Here is a 21,228-nt window from a genome sequence, read left to right on the forward strand (position 1 = left end):
CCTCGCGGGATGACGCGTCGGCGATCAGTTGCTGGCTGCAGTGGGCTGCTGCGCCAGTCGTTCACCTGCGGTCGGCCACGGGTCGCGCCCGGGACCTCGACCGCGGAGAACGACCCGGCCGGCGACGAGGTCGACGTCGACGAGGCCGGCCTTCTGAGCCACGGTGACGACCCGAAGCGTGAACCGCTGCTCCCGCAGCGTGTGAATCGATGTGGTCGGCCGTGTCCTGAGGAAAGGCCTTTAGCTCGCCGTGCGACCTCCGGCGCACGGCGCGGACGGCGCTTCGGGCACCCCGGCCATCGCTCTGCTCCCGTGAGTCAACCCTGCAGAAACCATGACGACGGCAAGGGACTGTCTCTCCGACGTCGGGGACGAAGCTCGCTGCCTCGTAGGTCACGACGGTGCTGCAACACAACCTCGCCGCGTACGTGCGCCGGGTCCTCATACCCGATCGAGCGGTGGGCATCGGTCCTGCCTCCTTCCATCGGCGTTGGAACAGATTGCTCGGGACCATCGGTCGTGGACGGCGCGGAGCTGCGGCCGACTACGTGGAGTCGGACGGGATGTCGGTAGCCAGGCGGGCAACCCTCTCGGGGGAGTAGCCCAGGAGCTGTCCGAAGACGTCGTCGGCATCCTCGCCCTTCAGTGGCGCCCGCCTGTTGCTGAGCGGTTCGTCGCCCACCTTGAGGGGACTGGCGACCTCTCGCACCATGCCGAAGCGCGGATGTTCGATGGTGGCGATCATCTCGCGGGCCAGGGTCTGATCCTCGGCCAACGCGTCCGCGATGGAATTCACCGGTCCGCACGGGACACCGGCTTCCTCCAGTTTCGCCAGCCAGTGCCCGGTGTCCTGAGCGAGGAAGGAAGTCTCGAGCTCCGGTAGGAGGACATCCCGGTGTTCGCGCCGGCCGGCAGCGCTGACGAATCGTAGGTCCTGAGCCAGGTCGTCGCGGTCCATGACCTTGCACAGCCGCTGCCAGAACTTGTCCTTGGCGCAGACGACCACGATCCAGCCGTCGGAGGTCTGGAAGTTCTGGCACGGGACGAGTGACGGATGCGCCGACTGGCGGGTCCGTGTGGGAACGAAGTTTGCGGTGAGGTGCCAGGTCGCCGGATAGGTCAGCAGCGCCAGCGCGGTGTCGTACAGGCTGACGTCGCAGTCCATTCCGCGGCCGTCCCTGCGTGCGGCGTGCAGTCCGGCCAGCATGGCCATCGTGGCGACGTAGCCGCCGCAGTAGTCGACCAAGGACACGCCCGTCTTCTCGGGTGGCCCCTCGGGATCGCCGGTCAACGACATCCAGCCGGTCATGCCTTGGATCAGGTAGTCGTAGGCCGGCTGAGCGCGCCGGGGACCTGTCATGCCGAAACCGGACAGTGAGCAGCACACAATGCGGGGATTGGCTTCCGCGAGGTCCTCGTAGCGGATGCCGAGCTTGGCCGGGAGGTCCCCGCGCAGGTTGCTGAAGACCACGTCCGACACTGCCACCAGATCGAGCAGTACTTCTCGTCCGGCAGAGCTGGTGATGTCGAGCACGACGCTGCGCTTGTTCCGGTTGAATGATTCGAAGAAGAGGCTGTCGTCCCCCTCGCTGTAGGGCGGGACATGGCGGCCGACGTCGCCACCGGTGCGCGGATCCTCGATCTTGATGACCTCGGCTCCCAGATCAGCCAGCTGGAGGGTTGCGAAGGGGCCGGCCCCGTACTGCTCGATGGCGATAATGCGCAGATCTGCGAGCGGTCTCATGGCGCGTCGGTGGTCGCGGGAACCGCACGGCGGAGCTCGGGCACTACTTCGTCGCTGAGCAGTCGCATGGAGGCGAGGGTGTCCTCGAGCGGCATCCCGCTCCAGTGGGTGCGCAGGATAAAGTGGTCGACTCCCAGTTGCTCGCGCCAGGGCAGCAGGCGGGCGAGGCACTCGTCGGGCGAACCGATGATGAACCGATCCTCTTCGAGCTCGGCAAAGGGGATGTCGAAGGATTCCTTGCCCGGCAACACCTTGTCCTGGCCCCAGTTCGCGTAGACCTTGTACTTGTTCTCCAGGTGCGGCCGCGCCATCTCCAGCGCCGTGGCGCGGTCAGGGCCGCAGAAAATCTCCTTGACCGCGGGCAGCTCGCGCGCGGGGGACCGACCCGCTGCTGCGCGCTCGCTGCCGAACAGCTCGACCTGGCGGCCGACCGTCTCCAGTCGCGCATGCGGGTTGATCATCCAGGTGTCGGCGCTCCGGGCGGCCCGGCGGACGGCCCCGTCGCTGTTGGCCGCCATCCACAGCGGTGGGCTGGGCTCCTGCACGGAAGTCACGGCGAGTTTGACATCGTCCAAGCGGCACCACGGCAGGTCGGCGCTGACGCGCTCGCCGCGGAGCAGCGCCGTCGTGATCCGCAGGTTCTCGGTGAACCGGTGCAGCCGCTCGCCGCGGTCCACGCCGAATGCGTCGTACTCGACGTCCCGGTAGCCCAGGCCCACTCCGAAGACGAAGCGGCCGCCGCACACGGCATCCAGGGATACCACGGTCTCCGCCACGTCCACCGGATTCTGCAGGGCAAGGAGCATGATGCCCAAGCCCAGGGTCATGTCTCCGGCGTCGGCAGCCAGCCGGCCGAGAAAGGGTGCCGGCTGCAGCATGGCGAAGTCCTCGCCCAGGTAGTGCTGACCCGCCCAGACCGAGTCCCAACCACTGTCACGGGCGTAGCGCAGCATGGCGAGCTGCTCGTCCAGCTTGTGGGCCATGTCCGTGCCCGGAGGATGCTGGTTGGTGAGGAAGAGCCCGACCTTCACGTGTCCCTCAGTCATGGGTGACGGGCTCCGGAACGTCGGCGGGAGCTGCGTCGGACTTGAGGCGGGAATCCATGTAGTCGTAGAGGCGAGCGAGCTCCTGTAGATGCAGAGTCATCGCTCGGGCAGCGGCGGCAGCGTCGCTCGCCAGCACTGCCTGATAGATGTCCCGGTGCTGGTCGACAACCAGCCGCCAGAACCCGGGTGCCACCCGGTTCCGCTGCACCCGGCGGGCGTTCACCTCGTAGACGGACGAGGCGATGAGCGGAAGAAGACGGTTGCCACTCGCCCGCAACAGGGTCTCGTGGAAGGCCCGGTCGATCTCGAACAGGTGGTCCGGGTCAAGTTGCTCCGGGTGCTCGGGCAGCAGGGTCGACAGCGTGGCGAGGTGGTCCGCCGCACGGTGCTCCGCAGCCAATGCTGCCCCGGGCACCTCCATGATCTCGCGGGCCTGGACGAGTTCGCCCGATGACAGCCCGCTGACCCCCACCAGCAGGGACAGGGATACCCGTAGCGAGTCCGTGATACGGGTGGGGTTCGGATGGCTGACCGTGCTGCCGCCCCCGCCTCCCGGGCGGGTGACGATCAGATCCTCTGACGACAGCAGTCGCAGAGCTTCCCGAACGGTGCCGCGGCTCGTCCCGAAGCGCTCGGACAGCGCCTCCTCCGTCGGAAGGCGGTCGCCGGGGGAGAGGGCGCCGGAGAGGATCCACTGCCGGATCTGGTCAGCGACCTGCTCGTACGCCCGTCGAACCGGTCGAACGTAGGGCCGATGGAGGCCCTCATCCAGCGTCATACCACCAAACGGTATCTGTGGGACTTTCATGGAGCAACCATCTGTGACCGTTCCGTACAGACCTGGTGGGTTTCGTTCAGACGGGTTGCTGGTCGGCAGCCAACACTCCAGGCGATTTCCTGGCCCCCATTGACATGAGCTACATCACATCCCTAGGGTCCAGCCCACTGTCCGACATTCGCCCATCCAGTGAGGTGCACAGTGCGACGAGGTCTTGGAGCCATGGCAGCCCTGCTGCTCATGACGACCGCATGTGGCGGGCAGGGCAACGAACAGGACGCGCAGGCAGGCGAAGGCGATACCGGGCCCATCCGGATCGGCGCGGCCATCGCAGAGACGGGCAAGTACTCCGTGGAGGGCCGTGGCCTCAGGAACGGCTACGACATGTGGGTCGACATGGTGAACGAGCAAGGCGGGATCGACGTCTGCGGCACCAAGCGCCCGGTCGAGATGGTGTACTACGACGACCAGTCCAGCCCGGAAGCTGCCGCGCAGCTGACCGAACGGCTGATCAGCGAGGACGACGTCGACTTCCTCTTCGGCCCGTACTCCTCAGGCCTCACGATGGCCACGTCCGCAATCGCGGAACGCCACGGTGTGATCAACATGTCCGGCGGCGGCGCATCCGAAGACATCTTCAACCGTGGATTCAAGTACGTGTTCGGTCTGGCCACGCCGACCGAGGACTACACCGCCGCGACGCTCGAGGCACTGCAGGCCGCGGGCGCCGAGACCATCGGCGTCGTGCACATCGACGATGCGCCGATGACCAGTGTCGCCGAAGGCACCCAGGCGACGGCCGACGAGCTGGGCATGGAGATCGTCGCCTTCGAGACCGTTCCCCAGGAAGCCGACTACACCGCCGCCGTACAGCGCGTCGCCCAGGCCGATCCCGACGTGTTCGTCGGTGCAGGGGCCTTCCAGTCGGCGCTCAACTTCACCCGTGTCGCCGAACAGCTCGCCTTCCGGCCGGACTACATGGTCCTCGTCAACGGGCCGGCCGATCCCCAGTTCATCGAGGAGCTCGGCGCCTCGGCCGAGGGGATCATCGGTCCGACCCAGTGGCACCGCAGCGCACCCTTCGAGGGCCCGTTCTTCGGTACCGCCGAAGAGTACGCAGCGCTGTACGAGGAGAAGTACGGGAGCGAGCCGCCGTACGTGGCGACCATGGGCACCGGCAGCGGCGTCGCGTTGCAGCTGGCCATCGAGGAAGCCTGCAGCACCGACTCCGACGAGGTCCGTCAGGCGCTGCTGGACATGGAGACCGAGACCGTCCTGGGCCCGGTCGACTTCACCGAGACCGGCATCAACGAGAACAAGCCCATGCCGGGGATCCAGATCCAGAACGGCCAGACGGTCGTGGTGGCACCGCTGCCCGACGACGCCACCTGGCAGCTCCAGAAGTACTCCGAGGCCGGCCAGTAAGGGCGTCGGGGACCGCGGACCTCTGACGCGACCACCTTGAGCAGCCCAGGAACCGCTATGGACTACTTCTTCCAGGTAACCCTCAACGGACTCATGCTCTGTGGGCTGTATGCCCTTATGGCGCAGGGCCTCGCCCTCATCTGGGGCGTACTGAAGGTGGTGAACCTCGCCCACGGCGAGTTCATCGTGCTGGGCGCGTTCCTCGCCTGGTGGGGATTCGGCGAGTTCGGGTGGGATCCCTATCTGGCGGCCCCGCTGATCGGACTGGTCGGCGCGGGACTCGGCTGGCTGGTCAGCCGCGCGGTCGTGCTGCCGCTCCTGGGGCAGCACTTCCTCATGACGCTCTTGGCCACCTTCGGGCTGGCCATCGTCATGCAGAGCCTCATGACGCTGACCTTCGGATCGAGCGCCCGGGTGACCGACGTGCCGTACGCGGCAACCGGGTTCGGCGTCCTCGGGGTCCGGGTGCCGCTGATCGGGGCGGTCAATGCGGTGGCGGCGTTCAGCGTGCTCGGCCTGCTGTGGCTCTTCCTCCACCGCACTCGTCCCGGCAAGGCGATGCGGGCCGTGTCCGAGAACCAGGAGGCCGGCCGCCTGGTCGGCATCGACCTGAAGAAGGTCTACGGTCTGGCCGTCGCGGTCGCGATCGGATTGACCACGGTCTCGGGCGCCCTGCTCAGCTCCATCGAGCCGTTTTACCCGTTCGCCGGCCCGCCACTGACCCTCAAGGTCTTCGCGATTGTGGCTCTCGGCGGGCTGGGCAGCATGCGCGGCATCGTCCTCGCAGCGGCGCTGGTGGCGCTCACCGAGAGCTACGTCGGAGCCTACGTCCCCGAGATCGGAACGGGGCTGGGTGCCGCAGTGGCCTTCATCCTCCTCGTCGTCGTTCTTGCGCTGCGTCCGGGCGGCGTGGCGGGCGCCCGGGCGACGGCAGGCCACGCGTGACGGGCGGACCACACGTGATCAGCAGGCCGACCACATCACCAGACATGAGGGATCTGATGACCGATGGCTGACGAGAGGCAAGCGCTCGCCGACCCCGAATCCCAGTCCGCCGCCGACGCCGACCTGCCGGTCGCACCTCCGGAGCGCCCTGGTGCCCGGCGACCGTGGATCCGGTCCGCCGCGGTGGCGGTCGGGCTGCTGGTCGCGGTGGCCATACCGCTGTTCGGCCCGACCGATTCGACGCTGCTGCTTCTGGCGAACGTGGCGATGTACACCGCGCTGGGAGCGAACTGGAATCTTATCTCGGGGTACACCGGCTACATCGACTTCGGTCACGCCGTGTTTTTCGGCATCGGCGGTTACGTCACCGCGATCCTGATCACCCGCTACGACGTACCGCTGCTCGTCACCTTGCCCATCGCGCTGGCGTTCGCTGCCGTGTTTGCCCTGCTCATCGGCGTCCCGCTGCTCCGGGTGCGGGGGGTGTACTTCTCGATCGCGATGCTCGGGGCGTTCCTCGGTACGCGGGAGATCGCCGGGTTGTTGCCGATCACCGGTGGGGGCGTCGGGATCACGATCCCGCCGTGGACGGACCCGAACGGTCGTACGTACTTCTACTACGCGTTCCTCGCCATGGCCGTCGTCAGCATCGGGCTCCTGGCCTTCGTCCGGAGATCGCAGCTCGGGTCGTGTCTGCTCGCCGTGCGGGAGGACGAGGAGGGTGCCGCGGCCCGGGGGGTGAACACGACGGCGGTCAAAGTGGCGGCCTTCGTCGTGGCCGGCTCGCTCACCTCCGTGGTGGGTGCGGTATGGGCCTACCAGAACACGTTCGTCGACCCGCTCATCCTGTTCCGGGACGAGCTCCTGCTCTACCTGGCGCTCGTTGTGCTCGTCGGCGGGCTGGGCACCATCTGGGGACCGCTGGTCGGTGCGGTGACGGTGGTGATCGTCCGAGACGTCCTCGCGCAGAACTTCGTCCAGCTGCACCTGCTCATCCTCGGACTGTTCCTGCTGGCGGTCGTCCTGCTCATGCCCGAGGGCATCGTCGGTGCTAGGCGGAATCGCCTCCGGGCACCGCTCGTCCGGCACTTCCGTCGTGTGACGAAACAGCTTGCTTCGTCGATGTCGCATGGGGGTCACCGATGAGCGTTCCCGTGAGTGATCGTCCGGTGGACGCGAAGCCGATCCTGGAGGCCCGGAAGCTCTCCAAGCACTTCGGGGGGATACGTGCGCTGCACGAGGTCGACTTCACGGTCTTCGGCGGCGAGATCCTCGGACTGATCGGTCCCAACGGATCCGGCAAGACGACGCTGGTCAACTGCATGGCGGGCGAACTCCGGCCCACACAGGGATCGGTCATGTTCCACGGCAAGGACGTCACCGGCCGGCCGGCGCACAGGCTGTCCCGCATCGGGCTGGCGCGCACGTTCCAGCAGCTGCGGATCTTCGGATCGCTCTCGGTCCGCGAGAACATGTGGCTGGCACGCCAGTGGGGCGGCGTCGGGCTCGCGGGGATATTCCGCAGCGCCGACCGGGCGACGCGAGCGCGCGCGGACCACCTCATCGAGCTGGTCAAACTGACCCGGCTGGTCGACGCGCCCGCCGGCACGCTGTCCGGCGGTCAGCGCCGCCTGCTCGAGTTCGGCATGGCGGTGATGCCGCGGCCGAGCATCGTCCTGCTAGACGAGGCGACCTCCGGCGTGCACCCGACCGTCATCGCCGAGCTGTCCGATCACATCAAGTCGCTCAATCGCGAGGAGGGCGTCGCGTTCCTCCTCATCGAACACAACGTGGAGTTCATCATGCGAATGTGCCACCGGGTCGTCGTCCTGCACCATGGCGAGGAGCTCGCCGTCGGCACTCCGGACGAGGTGCGCAGGAACGACGAAGTCGTCGACGCGTACTTCGGAGCCTGAGGTGGCAACCGAGGAGCCGTTCCTCCAGGTGACCGACCTGCACGGCGGATACGGCGGTCTGGACGTGCTGCAGGGCATCGACATCGAGGTGCGACCGGCCGAGGTGGTCTGCATCGTCGGACCCAACGGGTCGGGAAAGTCCACCCTCTTCAAGGCCATTTACGGCCTGGCTCAGGTCACCGCCGGGCGGGTCTCCTTCAAGGGCAAGGACATCACCGGACTCGCTCCGGAGGCGGTCCTGCATTCGCGCATCGGGATCGTTCCGCAGTTGGCGACCGTGTTCCCCGGGATGACGGTGCAGGAGAACCTCGAGATGGGCATGTACACGGTGCGCGACAAGGCCCGTGTGCGGCAGCGTATCGAGGAGATGCTCGACCTCTTCCCGCACCTGCGCGACCTGCGGTCACGACCTGCTGGCGTGCTCTCCGGCGGTGAACGCCGTGCGCTCGAGATCATCCGCGCGCTGATGCTCGAGCCCGAGCTGGTCCTGATGGACGAGCCCTCCGCCGGCCTGTCCCCGGCGCTCACCGCCGAGGTCTTCGAGCGGATCGGTGAGCTCAATGCCGCAACGGGCCTCGCCTTCCTGCTCATCGAGCAGAACGCGAAACAGGGGCTGCAGGCCAGTCACCGCGCCTACGTGATGGAGATGGGACGGGTCCGCCACACCGGCCCGAGTAGTCAGCTGCTTGAGGACGAGACCGTCCGCAAAGCATTCTTTCCTGCTGCCCTGTGAACCGAGGACCGTCAATGACGATAGTGCAGAGCGCCACACGGACGACCGTTTCCGCGAACATCGCGGATTTCGTTCGGGACCTGTCGATCGACGATGTGCCCGCACCCGTGCTTGCCCGTGCCCGGCTGCACATGCTGGACGCGCTGGGTATCGCGGTCGCCTCGTCCGGAATGGATTTCGGTCGTGCCGTGCATCGCGCGGGGAGCCGCCTCGGTGCCGGGCGCGACAGCCGCGTCCTCGGTTTCGGCACGGCCCTTCCCGCGCCGTCGGCGGCGCTTGTCAACGGCACGCTCATCCACGGCCTCGACTTCGACGACACCCACATCGAGGCCATCCACCACGCGACTGCGCCGGCGCTCGCGGCCGCGCTGGCGGTCGCCGAGCAGAAGCACGCCGACGGCGCCTCGACCCTGCTGGCCTACGTGATCGGCCTGGAGGTCGGCTGCCGGCTCGCCGCGGCGGGCTCGGGCGGATTCCACGACCGGGGGTTCCACCCCACGGGGATCATGGGAACCTTCGCCGCGGTGTGCGGCACCGGAAAACTGCGGGACCTCCCGCAGCAGACGCTCGTGCACGCGCTGGGTCTCGCCGGCAGTCAGGCCGCCGGCATCCTGGAGATCAACAACTCCTGGCTCAAGCGCATGCACCCCGGCTGGGCGGCGCACAGCGCGATCGTCGCCGCCACGATGGCCGAGGAAGGCTTCGTGGGCCCGGCGACGGTCTTCGAAGGACCGCACGGCCTCTACGCCAGTCACCTCGGCACGGTCCCCGACCGCGGTGCGCTCGGCCTCGACGACCTCGGCAGCCGGTGGATGACGGCCGAGATCGCCCTCAAGCCCTATCCGTGCTGTCACTTCACGCACGCCTTCATCGACGCGGCCCTGGAGCTGCGCGCCGAGCTGTCCGCCCAGGGCACCGCCCTGGACGACGTGCGGCGGATCGACTGCCCGACCTCGATCCGGCTCATGCCGGTGGTGACTGAGCCCGCGGACCGCAAGACGGCACCACCGACGATCTACGACGCACTGTTCAGCGTGCAGTACGCGGTCGCACTGGCCCTCGTCCACGGACGCGTGGACCTCGCCGGCTTCTACGACGCGCCACTGGACGACCCGGACGTGCTGGCCGTGGCGTCCCGGGTGACGTGCGGCCCCGACCCGGAGAGCGACTACCCCCGGCACTTCCCGGGCGAGGTCGTACTCCACACCGTCGATGGCCGGAGCCTGCGCAGACGGGTCCCCGCCAGCCGTGGCACACCGGAGTTCCCCTTGTCGGAGGCCGAGGTGACGGCGAAGTTCGCGGCCAATGCCGGCCGCGAGCTGAGTGCCGAGGTCGTGCACGACATCGCCCGAACGTTTACCCGGATCGAAGACCTCGATGACATCGGTCAGCTCGTGACGATGTGCATCGCCCCGGAGAAGCAGGGAGTGGAGAACTCATGACCACAGCAATACGTAGGGAGCGCGGACTCCTGTTCGAGGACTTCGAGATCGGACAGACCTTCGAGCACCACTGGGGCCGCACGGTGACGGCCTCGGAGAGCATGACCTACAGCAACGTCACCATGAACTACAACCCCCTGTACTTCAACGTCGAGTACGCACGTCGACTCGGTTACGACGGAATCCTCATCAACCCTCTGCTCGTCTACACCACCGTGCTCGGACTCTCGGTCGAAGACCTCTCCGAGGCCGGCGGCCCCTTTCTGGGTGTCGACAACCTGGTGTTCAGGACCCCGGTCTACGACGGCGACACGATCACCGCCCGGTCGGTGACCCTCGGAAAGCGACCGTCCGGCTCCCGCCCCGGCTGGGGGATCGTCGAATGGCGGACCACGGGTCTGAACCAGCGAGGTGACGAGGTCCTCGGATACCGGCGCAGCAACCTTTCTCGCATGCGGAACGCGGAGGCAAACCGATGAGCTTTCTGACCGACGACCATCTCGCCCTGCAGCGCGCCACCCGTGAGTTCGCCGAACGCAAGGTCGAGCCCGTCGCGGCGAGTCTCGACCTGGAGGACAAGCAGATCCCCGAGGACCTGCTGGCCGAGATGGGCGACATGGGGCTCTTCGGGGTCGCCATCCCGGCCGAGCATGGTGGCCTGGGCATGGACACCATCGCCCTGTGCGTGGTGACCGAGGAACTGGCCAGGGCGAGCCTGTCGGTGGGCAGCGTCATCCACCGCAACTCCATCACCGGGCACATCCTGAACAGCTTCGGAACCCAGCAGCAGAAGGATCGCTTCCTGCCCGGGATGGCCGCCGGAAAGATCCAGACCGCGTCCGCCGGCACCGAACCCGAGGCCGGGTCGGATGCCGGGAACATCAAGACCATGGCGCGGCGAGAGGGGGACACCTACATCCTCAACGGGGCCAAGCAATGGTGCACCTTCGCCAATCGCGCGAACGTCCTGTTCACCTACGCCCGGACGAACTCGGTGGCCAAGCACAGCGGAATCAGTCTGTTCATGGTGGAGAAGCCGGCCGGTGACTTCGAGCCCCCCCATCTCACGGGTACGCACATCCCGACCTCGGGTTATCACGGGATGTACTCCTACTCGCTGCACTTCGACGACCTCGAGGTGCCGGCGTCGAACCTGGTCGGCGAGGAGGAAGGAAAGGGCTTCCGCCAGTTGATGGGTGGGTACGAGACAGCCCGCATCACCTTTGCCTTCCGCTGCATCGGGCTGGCGCGGGCCGCCTACGAGGCGGCCGTCGAGTACAGCAAGCAGCGTGTTCAGTTCGGCCAGCCCATCGCCAACTTCCAGGCCGTTCGCTTCAAGCTGGCGGAGATGCGCACCCAGATCGAGGCCGCCCGGGCGCTGGGATACACGGCCGCGGCCAAGTTCGACCAGGGTGAGCGCGCCGACCTGGAAGCGGGAATGGCCAAGCTCTTCGCCTCCGAGATGGCGCACAAGGCGGCGTGGGATGCGCTCTACATCCACGGCGGCAACGGCTATGCGCGGGATGCCAACGTCAATCGGTACTGGCGCGACTCCGGCCTCCTGCCAATCGGCGAGGGAACCAGCGATGTTCAGCGCGAGGTCATCGCCCGACGAATCCTCGGCGAGCGCTGAGGTCGAGAAGGAAGGATCGAGCGATGCCAGTGACCAGTGTCGACAACTATTTCGAAGACTTCCGTGTGGGTGACGTGTACGACCATCCCCGTGGCCGCACGATCGACAACAACGACAATCTGTGGATTACCCACGTGACCATGAACACCGCTCAGGCGCACTTCAATCTCGACTACATGCAGCACATGATGGACGGGATCTTCTCCGAGCGACTGGTGATGGGCGCGGTGACCGTCGCCATGGTCGTGGGGCTCACCTCGGAGGACATGAGCGAGAACGCATTTATGGACCAGGGCCTCAGCGCCATCCGGCTCTCCACGCCGGTCTACCGGGACGACACGCTGTACGCGAGCAGCGAAGTGCTCGAGGTCCGCGACAGCGACGAGCGCCCGGACGCCGGGGTGGTGGTGTACCGCTTCACCGGTCGGAAGACAGACGGGTCCCAGGTCGTGCAGGGGGAACGGACACTGCTGGTCAAGCGCCGGTCCCACTGGGCAGCCGACGACGGGCACGGGAACGAAGGTCGGTCGTGAACTCGGCGCTGGACGGGATCACGGTCGTCGACCTCACCCAGGGGGTGGCCGGCCCCTTCTGCACGCGGCTCCTGGCGCAGATGGGTGCGCGCGTGATCAAGGTGGAACGGCCCGGCTCCGGCGACCTCATCCGGGAGTGGGACACCCACGTCAACGGGATGTGCTCCGGTCACGTCTGGGTCAACCCGGGCAAGGAGAGCATCGCGCTGGACCTCTCGCAGCCGGAGGGGCAGGACATCCTGCTCCAGCTGGTCGCCCGGGCCGACGTGCTGGTGGAGAACTTCGTGCCGGGCACCCTCGAGCGGTGGGGGCTCACCCCGCAGCGCATACGGGAAGCGCGGCCGGACCTGATTCTGTGCCGGATCTCCGGCTTCGGTCAGGACGGGCCCTACGCCGAGCGGAGCGCGCTCGACCTAATCATCCAGGGAGAGACGGGACTCATCACCACCAACGGGACGCAGGACGAACCGGCGAAAATCAGCCTCTCGGTGGCCGACCTGTCCGGGGCGATGTACGCGACGACCTCGATCCTGCAGTCGCTATTCCACCGGGAGCGCACGCAGCAGGGACAGGACATCGACCTCGCCCTGTTCGACTCGGTCATGACCTGGACGGGCTACTTCCCGTACATGTGGTGGTACCAGGGGCAGCGGCCCGGGCGTGTGGGGCTGCACCACCACACGATGTTCCCCTACGGGACCTACCGGGCCGGCGACGGAAAGGGCGTGATCGTCGCCGCGGGCGCCGGCAGCCGGGACCAGTGGCAGCGGTTCTGCGAGGCGATCGACCACCTAGAGCTGGTCGACCATCCCGACTACCTGACGAACGGGCTCCGGCTGGCCAACCGGGAGGCCCTCAGCGAGATCGTCCAGGGTGCGATCGGCAGCCGGCCACAGGCGTACTGGCTGGCCCGGTTCCACGAGGTCGGCATCCCCTCGGGCGCCCTCAACGAGTTCGACGAGGGTCTCGACCATCCCCGCATGCATCACCGCGGCATGGTCCGGGAGGTGGACAGCGCCGTCGGCAAGGTCAAGGTCCTGGACTACCCGCCGCAGTTCTCGAGCCTGGAGACGGTGAACGAGCTCGGACCGCCCCTGCTCGGTGAGCACACGGACGCGCTACTGGCGGAGCTGGGGCTCGAGCCCGGCGCGGTCGCCAAGCTTCGCGAGAGCGGCATCACCGCATGACCGCGCTCACCGAACCGGAGGTGGTGGCAGGGGACCTGACCCTCCGGCTGGCCACGTTCGTCAGCGGGATCGACGCAGGGGACCTGCCGGAGCCGGCGGTCGAGCGCCTGCAACAGTGTCTGCTCGACTTCGTCGGTCTGACGGCGTTCGCCGGGGCCCGGTCGGAGTCTAGTGACGCCATCCGCGGCGGGGTGACGAGCCTGGCGACGGCGGACGGTCCGGGCACGGTGGTGGGGGACGACCGCGGATACCCGTTCCCCTACGCCGCCCTCCTCAATGGCGCGTTCGCCCACAGCCTGGATTTCGACGACACGAACATCTACGGGTCGCTCCATCCTGGCGCGCCGGTGATCCCGGCGGCCCTAGCCGTCGCCGAACGGACCGGGGCAACCGGCAGCCAGCTGATGGAGGCGCTCGCCGCCGGCTACGAGACGTGCTGCCGGGTCGGGGCGGCGCTCGGGCAGACCGGCTACGACCGTGGCTTCCACATCACCCCGGTCGCCGGGATCTTCGGAGCGATCGCCGCCGGCGCACGGCTGCTCGGCTTTTCCCCGGACCGGCTGGCAGCCGCGTGGGGGCTGGGTGGCTCCATGGCGTCGGGCTCCATGCAGTACCTGGCCAACGGTGCGTGGAACAAACGTCTGCACCCGGGGCTGGCCTCGCACGACGCCCTACTCTGCCTGTCGTTCGCCGAGTCGGGCGTGGTGGCTGCTGCGCAACCGTTCGAAGGGCGATTCGGGCTGCTCGCCGGCTACAGCAACGCACCGGCGCCTGAGCTGCTGGTGCGGGAGCTCGGGGAGCGATGGGTGCTGACCGAGACGGCGATCAAGCCCTACCCGTCCTGTCGGTTCACCCACGGGGCGGTGGACGTCGCCCTCGAGGTGCGGGAACGGCTGGGCGGGCCGCCGACGTCCGCGGGCCGCCTCGGGCTGCGCATCTCTCCGCGCGCCTACCAGATCGTCGGCGGGACGGAACCGAACAAGACCGCCCCGGCCAATGTGGTCGACGCCCAGTTCAGCGTCTACTTCCAGACGGCGGTCGCGCTGCTGGACGGCGCCGTGGAGTGGGCCAGCTATGACCGGTTGCCCGACCCCGACGTGCGTGACCTGGCGGGACGGCTGGAGCTGGTCGCGGACGAGGCGGTGCCGACTGCCGGAGCCGTCCTGACGTATGCCCCGTCCTCGGGGCAGGCGGTGACCGTCAGCACGGACCGGCCCATCGGGGAGCCGGGGGACGACCTGCCCTGGACCGTGGTGGAGAAGAAATTCCACGATCTCGCGGGGGCCGTCTTCGCCGCCGAGCACCGCGACCGGATCGTCGCCCAGGTCCGCGCGCTGCGGGCGCTGGACTCCGCGGCGGACTGGATCCGCACGCTCCGCCGCCCCTCGGCCGCCGGAGGGCCGTCATGACGATGAGCTGGCACCGTGAGCTCGGCTCCGAGGCAAGCGACTCGTCGTACCTCACCGAGGACCGGCTGGCCATCCAGGCGATGGCCCGCGAGTTCGCCATGCGCGAGGTGCTGCCCGTGGCCAACGAGCTCGACCCGATCAACGGCGAGATCCCTATGGCGATGCGCGAGAAGATGGGCGAGCTCGGGTTCTTCGGCATCCTCATCCCGGAGGAGTACGGAGGGCTCGGACTGGGCGTCTTCGAGTACTGCCTGGTGGCCGAGGAGCTGGCGCGTGCCTGGATGAGTGTCGCCAGCCTGGTGGCACGCGGCAACGGCCTCGGTGGCGGCTTCAGCGCCGAGCAGCGCAGTCGCCTGTTGCCCCGGATGGCCCGCGGGGACTTCCTCGGTTCCTACGCGCTCTCCGAGCCCGAGGCCGGATCCGATGTGGCCAATCTGACCTGCCGTGCGGTGCGCGACGGCGACCACTGGGTCGTCAACGGACAGAAGATGTGGTGCACCTTCGCCGACGGCGCCGACTACATGATGCTGTTCGCCCGGACCGATCCGGTCGTCGATCCGGCGCGACGGCACCGGGGGATCAGCGCCTTCCTGGTCGAGAAGGAGCGCGGGAGCCTGCCGACGGGGGTCAGCGGCACCCCCGTCCGCAAGGTCGGGTACCGGGGATGGAAGACCTGGGAACTGTCCTTCGACGACTTCCGCGTCCCCGCGGAGAGCATGGTGGGCGAGCAGGACAAGGGCTTCTACATCGCCATGGGCGGGCTGGAAGTGGCCCGAGCGCACACGGCGGCCCGAGCCATCGGCCTGGCCCGGGGCGCCCTGGAGGACTCGGTCGCATACGCGCAGCAGCGCAGACAGTTCGGCCGTCCCATTGGTGACTTCCAGGCCATCCGGTTCAAGATCGGCGACATGGCGACGCGCATCGAGGCTGCCCGCCAGCTGATGTACCACGTGTGCACGCAGATCGACGGAGGCCGCCGCTGCGACACGGAGGCGTCGATGGCGAAGCTGTTCGCGAGCGAGATGGCCGAGCAGGTCACGAGCGAGGGGCTGCAGATCCACGGCGGAGCCGGCTACACCACCGACTTCGCCGTCGAGCGGCACTGGCGCGATGCCCGGCTGACGAAGATCTTCGAGGGCACGTCCGAGATCCAGCTGCGCATCATCTCGGACGCGCTCCTCGGAAAGAGCTGAGGCGGGATGCCGGGGCCGCTCACCGGCGTCGTGGTTCTCGATCTCACCAGGATGCTCGCCGGCCCGTTCGCCACGATGCTGCTCGCCGATCTGGGGGCCGACGTCATCAAGGTCGAGCCTTCGGACGGCGACCCGATCCGGAACCAGGGGCCGTTCGTGGTCGAGGACGAGGTTCGCGCCTACGGGGGCTACTTCCAGAGCGTCAACCGGAACAAGCGCAGCATTGTCCTCGACCTGACCTCCGAGGCCGGGCGGGAACAGCTGCTTTGCCTCGTCGACGGGGCCGATCTCCTCGTCGAGAACTACCGCGTGGGGGTCATGGAGCGCTTGGGTCTGTCGTACGAGACGCTGGCCGCGCGCAACCCCCGGTTGGTCTACACGGCGGTGCGGGGCTTCGGTGACCCTCGCACCGGCGCATCGCCCTATCAGGACTGGCCGGCGTTCGACGTGGTCGCCCAGGCGATGGGGGGCCTCATGGGCATCACCGGGCCGGGGCCGGGCCAGCCGACGAAGGTCGGTCCGGGTGTCGGGGACATTTTCCCCGGCACGCTCGCTGCCCTGGGTGCGGTCGCGGCCCTCCAGCATGCCCGGCAGACCGGGCAAGGGCAGTTCGTAGACGTGGCGATGTACGACGGGGTGCTGGCGCTGTGCGAGAGGATCGTCTACCAGTACTCCTACCTCGGCGTCGTGCCCGAGCCGGAGGGCAGCGGTCACCCGCTCTTCTGTCCTTTCGATCTCATCCGCGCTCGCGACGGCTGGGTGACGATTGCGGCGCCCTGGGACCACCAATGGCGGCTGCTGAGCGAGCTGATCGGTCGGCCGGAGCTCGCCCTGCACCCCGACTTCGCGACCAACGAGGCACGCGTCCGCAACGCGGCCGTGGTCCGCGGTGTGCTGGAGGACTGGACGACCGTGCGCACCCGTGCGGAGATCGCCCAGGTCCTGGGAGGTCGGGTTCCCAGCGGACCGGTGAACACCGCCGACAGCATCGTCACGGATCCCCATGTGGCGACCCGCTCCATGCTTCTGGAACTGGAGCAGCCCGGCGCCGAGCGCACGGTCACCGTCGTCGGGAGCGCGATCAAGATGACCGGCACGCCGCTCGGCCCGCATCGCCGTGCGCCCCTCCTGGGTGAGCACTCGCCCGAGATCCTGCAGGCCGCCGGTGGGACCACCGAGGCGGCCCCGACATCCCCTGTTCGAACCGTCCCGAGGAGACCGTCCATGCCCCCCACCCGACTGCGTCGCAGTGAGCTTTCCACCCCCGGAAGCAGCGAGAAGATGATGGCGAAGGCCGCATCCAGTGACGCCGACCTCGTCTTCCTCGACCTCGAGGACGCCGTGGCGCCGAGTGAGAAGGCCGCGGCCCGCGGCAAGATCGTGACTGCGCTGACCACTCTGGACTGGGGGCGGAAGTCGCGCGCCGTCCGGATCAACAACGTCGAGTCCGAGTACGCCTACGAGGACATCATCGAGGTGGTCGAGGGTGCGGGGGAGTTCCTCGACGTCCTCATCATCCCGAAGGTGCGCACCCCCCGTGATGTGTGGTTCGTGGAAACGCTGCTGAGCCAGATTGAAGCGAAGCACCGGTGGACCCGGCGGATCGGTCTCGAAGTCCTCATCGAGGAGGTCGAGGCGCTGATCAACGTCGAAGAGATCGCACGCTGTTCACCACGGCTCGAAGCGATCATCTTCGGGCCCGGCGACTTCTCCGCGTCCCAGGGCGTCCACACCAGCGCGGTCGGCGGATCGGACGAGAGCCGCTATCCCGGGGACATCTGGCACTACGCCCGCAACAAGATCGTCGTGGCTGCGCGAGCCGCCGGGATCGACCCGATCGACGGCCCGTTCGCCGCCTTCGGAGACCCGGACGGTTACCGCCGCGAGGCGATCCGGTCGGCCACGCTTGGGTTCATTGGCAAGTGGGCGATCCACCCCAGTCAGCTCGCCATCGCGAACGACGTCTACTCCCCGGAGCAGCAGGACGTCGACCGGGCGCGCGCGCTGGCCAAGTCCTACGAGGAGGCCGAGGCGCAGGGCCTGGGCGCCGTCGCCGTGGACGGCGACATGGTCGACGCCGCATCGATCCGCATCCTGCGGAACACGATCGCGAAGGCGGATCTCATCGGCATGTGACCCCGCCAACGAAGCGGACCCTCGGACGGTCGGGCGGGGAACGAAGGTGATGGCCTTACATGATCCGGACGATGCTCGTGGCGGCCGGCGTCACAACGATGGGCACGCTGCCCATCTTCTTGTTGACGGCTCAGGCCGTGCTCGTCCAGCAGGACCTGGGGGTCAGCAACGCCCAGGTCGGGACGGCTGCCACGGTGTTCTTCGCCACGGCTGCGCTGGGATCGGTGCCGGCCGGTCGCCTGGCCGAGCGTCTCGGTGGACGAGCGAGCCCGGCTGTGGCAGGTCTGCTGGCCGTGGTGAGCCTGCTGGGGATCGCCCTGTTCCCGGTGTCCTACGCATTCCTGCTCGCCTTTCTCGTCGTCGGGGGGCTGGGCAACGCGATGGGACAGGTCTCGGCCAACGTGCTCTTGGCGCAGGTCGTACCGGCTCGCCGACAGGGCGTGGCATTCGGGGTCAAGCAGTCGGCCATCCCGATTTCCACGCTGCTCGGCGGGCTGGCGGTGCCGGCGATCGGGCTCACGTTGGGTTGGCGCTGGGCGTACGCGGGCGCAGCAGCCTTCGCTCTCACGATGGCTCTCGTAGCGCCGCAGGTGGCCAGCAGGCCCCAGCGGACCGGGCGTGCGAGCGGACCGCCCTTCGACGCGGTGGTGGCAACCGCTACCGCGTCCCTGATCGTGATCGCCATCGGCACCGGTCTGGCGAGTGCGGGGACCAATGCGCTCGGGGCCTATCTGGTGATCTGGTCGGTCCACATCGGCGTGGGAGCCGGTGCCGCCGGTCTCTTGTTGGCGGCCGCGAGCCTGCTCAGCATCACCGCCCGCATCCTCTCCGGGGTGGCGGCGGACCGCCGGGGCGGGCGGAACCTTCCCGTCGTCGCCGGACAGCTCGCCGTGGGGGCGGTCAGTCTGCTCCTCCTGGCCACCGGGGGAACGACTGCCCTGGTGGTCGGGGCGCTGGCGGCCTTCGCGATCGGCTGGTCCTGGCCCGGACTGCTGATCTTCGCCGTCGTCCGGTCCAGTCCGGGATCCCCAGCCGTGTCGACCAGCATCATCCAGGTGGGCGCATTCGTCGGCGGAGCCTCCGGACCAGGGCTCTTCGGACTCCTCGTAGGGGCGTTCTCGTTCGAGGCGGCTTGGCGGGCGGCGGCCTGCAGCCTGGCCCTGGCCGCGGTCCTGATGCTCGTCGGGCGACGTCTGCTGGTGACGGCCCTGGGCCGGCGGACGCCCGTGGTGGTGGAGGCCTCCGAGGGGGCGTCCCGGACCGGGCCACGGGTGATCAGGTGATGGGACCGCCGCGCTTCGACCCACGTGGCCTGGCCCGGATCTACGACTCGCCGGCTGTGAGGGCGCAGCGGACCGTGACCCGCCGACTGCTCGACGCCCGGCCCGGCGAGACTCTCCTGGACCTCGGTTGCGGACCCGGGCACCTCACCAGCGAGCTGGCTGCGGAGACGAGCGGCGACGGGCGATTCATCGCCCTCGACCGGCAACCCGGGATGGTCCAGGCCGCAGCTTCCAGGGCGGTCGCGGCAGGAGTCGCCCAGCGGTGCCTCTTTGTCCTCGGCGAGGCAACGGCCGTACCGCTCGCCCCGGGGACATGCGACGGGGTCGTGGCCGTCCAGGTCCTCGAATACGTCCCCGACATCGCCCGGGCGCTTGCCGAGATCCACCGCGTCCTGAGACCGGGAGGACGCGCGGTCATCCTGGACACGGACTGGCGGTCCTGCATCTGGCACAGCGCGGACGACACGAGGACCGACACGGTGCTGCGCGCTTGGGACGAGCATTGCGTCCATCCGCATCTCCCCGCCCACCTGCTGCCCATGGCACGCGCGGCAGGATTCACCTGCGCCGAGGTGCATGCCGTGCCGTTGGTGGAGACCGACACCCGGGCGGACACCTACAGCATGGGCATGCTGGCCACCATCGCCCACTTCGTGGGGCGCCGACAGCCCGAACTGGTGGAGGCCTGGCGGGCCGACATCCGCTCAGGGGCCGCCGAGGGGGACTACTTCTTCAGCCTCACCCGCTTCGCGACGGTGATCCGGTGCTGAGCCCGTCCCGCCGCCCGGACACACGGCGGCTCGGTCCTCGAATAGACAGGGGCAGTGGTGCGTGCGGATCTCGGCCGGGAGGAGACGGCGCGGGCGGTCCCGGGATCGTCGATGTCACCGCGACCGAGCGGGCGGTGCGGGGGGACGAGAGAGGTTGGGATGACGGGCGACGTGAAGAAATTGATCAGGCAGTACCTCAGTGGCTCCACCGAGGTCGTCGAACCGCGCGACGCCGCCACCGTCGTCCTCCTGCGGGACGGCGCGCGAGGTCTTGAGGTCTACCTGCTCCGCCGGCGCCCCACGATGGCGTTCGCGGCGGGGATGCACGTGTTCCCGGGAGGAGCCGTCGACCCCCGCGACCGCGACGGTGGGGTGCCCTGGGTCGGACATCCACCCACGACGTGGGCCGAGGCCCTCTCCTGCGACACCGAGCTGGCCGCCGCGCTGGTGTGTGCCGCCGTCCGTGAGACGTTCGAGGAATCCGGCGTCCTGCTCGCCGCGCGCCAAGACGGGAGGCAGGTCACGGACACCACGGGGGAGGACTGGGAACGGGACCGGCTGGCACTCATCGACGGCACGCTGGCCCTCAGCAACTTCCTCCGGGCACGGGCGCTGCTGTTGCGAGCGGACCTGCTCCGGCCTTCGCGCACTGGATCACGCCGGAGTGGCAGCCCCGCCGCTTCGACACCCGGTTCTTCCTCGCTGAGCTGCCCGCAGGCCAGCACACTCGGGACGTCGGCGGCGAAGCCGACCGGGTGACCTGGCTGCCCGTCGCCGTGGCATACGAGGCCTTCCGGTCCGGCTCGCTCCCGCTGCTAAATGCCACCGCGTCCACGGTGCGCGATCTCTCCGCCCACACGGACGTGTCCGCCGCGATGGCCGCACCGCGTCGCATACGAACAATCCGGAGCCGTGTCATCGAGACGGATGAACCGTCCTGGAACCGATGGAGGGTGGCGATCAGGCCACCTCACGGCGTGAGGCGATGGAACTAGCATACTCCATTTCCTTCTCGATGGGCGGCATGTTGCCGATCGAGGAATGGAGTCTTTCGG

20 protein-coding genes are annotated in these 21,228 nt (G+C 68.4%); 16 read left to right on the plus strand and 4 right to left on the minus strand.

Annotated elements, in window-relative coordinates; translation table 11 throughout:
- Positions 1–24 precede the first annotated feature (24 nt).
- The 4 genes from E4P41_RS22025 to E4P41_RS08970 form a co-directional block, all read right to left on the minus strand.
- The gene (locus E4P41_RS22025) at positions 25–162 is read right to left on the minus strand and encodes a hypothetical protein (protein ID WP_167760994.1); all 138 of its coding nucleotides are present in this window, start codon (positions 160–162) and stop codon (positions 25–27) included.
- Between the two features lie 382 nt (positions 163–544).
- Positions 545–1,744 carry a CoA transferase gene (locus E4P41_RS08960; protein ID WP_135140700.1) on the minus strand — a complete coding sequence of 400 codons (1,200 nt, stop codon included), beginning with the start codon at positions 1,742–1,744 and terminating at the stop codon, positions 545–547.
- Positions 1,741–2,775, minus strand: a complete 1,035-nt coding sequence (locus E4P41_RS08965) for an LLM class flavin-dependent oxidoreductase (RefSeq protein ID WP_209307614.1) — start codon at positions 2,773–2,775, stop codon at positions 1,741–1,743. Before E4P41_RS08965 ends, E4P41_RS08960 begins: the two co-directional genes overlap by 4 nt.
- 7 nt (positions 2,776–2,782) lie before the next feature.
- Entirely contained in the window at positions 2,783–3,568 is a 786-nt protein-coding gene (locus E4P41_RS08970; RefSeq protein ID WP_167760995.1) for a GntR family transcriptional regulator, read from the minus strand.
- Positions 3,569–3,790: 222 nt separating this feature from the next.
- On the opposite strand from E4P41_RS08970, the gene E4P41_RS08975 reads away from it, so the two are divergent.
- From E4P41_RS08975 to E4P41_RS09050, 16 genes are all read left to right on the plus strand, one after another.
- The gene (locus E4P41_RS08975) at positions 3,791–4,993 is read left to right on the plus strand and encodes an amino acid ABC transporter substrate-binding protein (protein ID WP_135140706.1); all 1,203 of its coding nucleotides are present in this window, start codon (positions 3,791–3,793) and stop codon (positions 4,991–4,993) included.
- Between the two features lie 57 nt (positions 4,994–5,050).
- Positions 5,051–5,938 (plus strand): branched-chain amino acid ABC transporter permease, encoded by an 888-nt coding sequence (locus E4P41_RS08980; protein ID WP_135140708.1) that lies wholly within the window; start codon positions 5,051–5,053, stop codon positions 5,936–5,938.
- 63 nt (positions 5,939–6,001) lie between these two features.
- The gene (locus E4P41_RS08985) at positions 6,002–7,084 is read left to right on the plus strand and encodes a branched-chain amino acid ABC transporter permease (RefSeq protein WP_135140710.1); all 1,083 of its coding nucleotides are present in this window, start codon (positions 6,002–6,004) and stop codon (positions 7,082–7,084) included.
- On the plus strand, positions 7,081–7,854 hold the full coding sequence (locus tag E4P41_RS08990) for an ABC transporter ATP-binding protein (RefSeq protein WP_135140712.1): 774 nt from the start codon (positions 7,081–7,083) through the stop codon (positions 7,852–7,854). The genes E4P41_RS08985 and E4P41_RS08990 overlap by 4 nt, the downstream gene beginning before the upstream one ends.
- A gap of 28 nt (positions 7,855–7,882) precedes the next feature.
- Positions 7,883–8,587 carry an ABC transporter ATP-binding protein gene (locus tag E4P41_RS08995; protein WP_209307615.1) on the plus strand — a complete coding sequence of 235 codons (705 nt, stop codon included), beginning with the start codon at positions 7,883–7,885 and terminating at the stop codon, positions 8,585–8,587.
- Entirely contained in the window at positions 8,584–10,029 is a 1,446-nt protein-coding gene (locus E4P41_RS09000; protein WP_135140716.1) for an MmgE/PrpD family protein, read from the plus strand. Before E4P41_RS08995 ends, E4P41_RS09000 begins: the two co-directional genes overlap by 4 nt.
- Positions 10,026–10,508 (plus strand): MaoC family dehydratase, encoded by a 483-nt coding sequence (locus E4P41_RS09005; protein ID WP_135140718.1) that lies wholly within the window; start codon positions 10,026–10,028, stop codon positions 10,506–10,508. Before E4P41_RS09000 ends, E4P41_RS09005 begins: the two co-directional genes overlap by 4 nt.
- A complete protein-coding gene (locus E4P41_RS09010) occupies positions 10,505–11,662 on the plus strand; it encodes an acyl-CoA dehydrogenase family protein (protein WP_135140720.1) in 1,158 nt (385 codons plus the stop codon). The genes E4P41_RS09005 and E4P41_RS09010 overlap by 4 nt, the downstream gene beginning before the upstream one ends.
- Before the next feature lie 29 nt (positions 11,663–11,691).
- The gene (locus tag E4P41_RS22030) at positions 11,692–12,195 is read left to right on the plus strand and encodes a MaoC family dehydratase (RefSeq protein WP_209307616.1); all 504 of its coding nucleotides are present in this window, start codon (positions 11,692–11,694) and stop codon (positions 12,193–12,195) included.
- Positions 12,192–13,382: a CaiB/BaiF CoA-transferase family protein gene (locus E4P41_RS09015; RefSeq protein ID WP_167761000.1), complete on the plus strand. Its 1,191-nt coding sequence runs from the start codon at positions 12,192–12,194 to the stop codon at positions 13,380–13,382. The genes E4P41_RS22030 and E4P41_RS09015 overlap by 4 nt, the downstream gene beginning before the upstream one ends.
- The gene (locus E4P41_RS09020; protein WP_135140724.1) at positions 13,379–14,791 is read left to right on the plus strand and encodes an MmgE/PrpD family protein; all 1,413 of its coding nucleotides are present in this window, start codon (positions 13,379–13,381) and stop codon (positions 14,789–14,791) included. Before E4P41_RS09015 ends, E4P41_RS09020 begins: the two co-directional genes overlap by 4 nt.
- Positions 14,788–15,984, plus strand: coding sequence for an acyl-CoA dehydrogenase family protein (locus tag E4P41_RS09025; RefSeq protein ID WP_209307617.1), 1,197 nt, complete (start codon positions 14,788–14,790; stop codon positions 15,982–15,984). The genes E4P41_RS09020 and E4P41_RS09025 overlap by 4 nt, the downstream gene beginning before the upstream one ends.
- Positions 15,985–15,990: 6 nt before the next feature.
- Positions 15,991–18,120 (plus strand): aldolase/citrate lyase family protein, encoded by a 2,130-nt coding sequence (locus E4P41_RS23610; protein WP_209307618.1) that lies wholly within the window; start codon positions 15,991–15,993, stop codon positions 18,118–18,120.
- Positions 18,121–18,197: 77 nt separating this feature from the next.
- Positions 18,198–19,403, plus strand: a complete 1,206-nt coding sequence (locus E4P41_RS09040; protein ID WP_167761001.1) for an MFS transporter — start codon at positions 18,198–18,200, stop codon at positions 19,401–19,403.
- Positions 19,403–20,173, plus strand: a complete 771-nt coding sequence (locus E4P41_RS09045; protein WP_135140728.1) for a methyltransferase domain-containing protein — start codon at positions 19,403–19,405, stop codon at positions 20,171–20,173. The genes E4P41_RS09040 and E4P41_RS09045 overlap by 1 nt, the downstream gene beginning before the upstream one ends.
- Before the next feature lie 159 nt (positions 20,174–20,332).
- Positions 20,333–20,932: a hypothetical protein gene (locus tag E4P41_RS09050; protein ID WP_209307619.1), complete on the plus strand. Its 600-nt coding sequence runs from the start codon at positions 20,333–20,335 to the stop codon at positions 20,930–20,932.
- Positions 20,933–21,228 lie beyond the last annotated feature (296 nt).

This window comes from Geodermatophilus sp. DF01-2, assembly GCF_004571065.1.
Classification (GTDB): Bacteria; Actinomycetota; Actinomycetes; order Mycobacteriales; family Geodermatophilaceae; genus Geodermatophilus.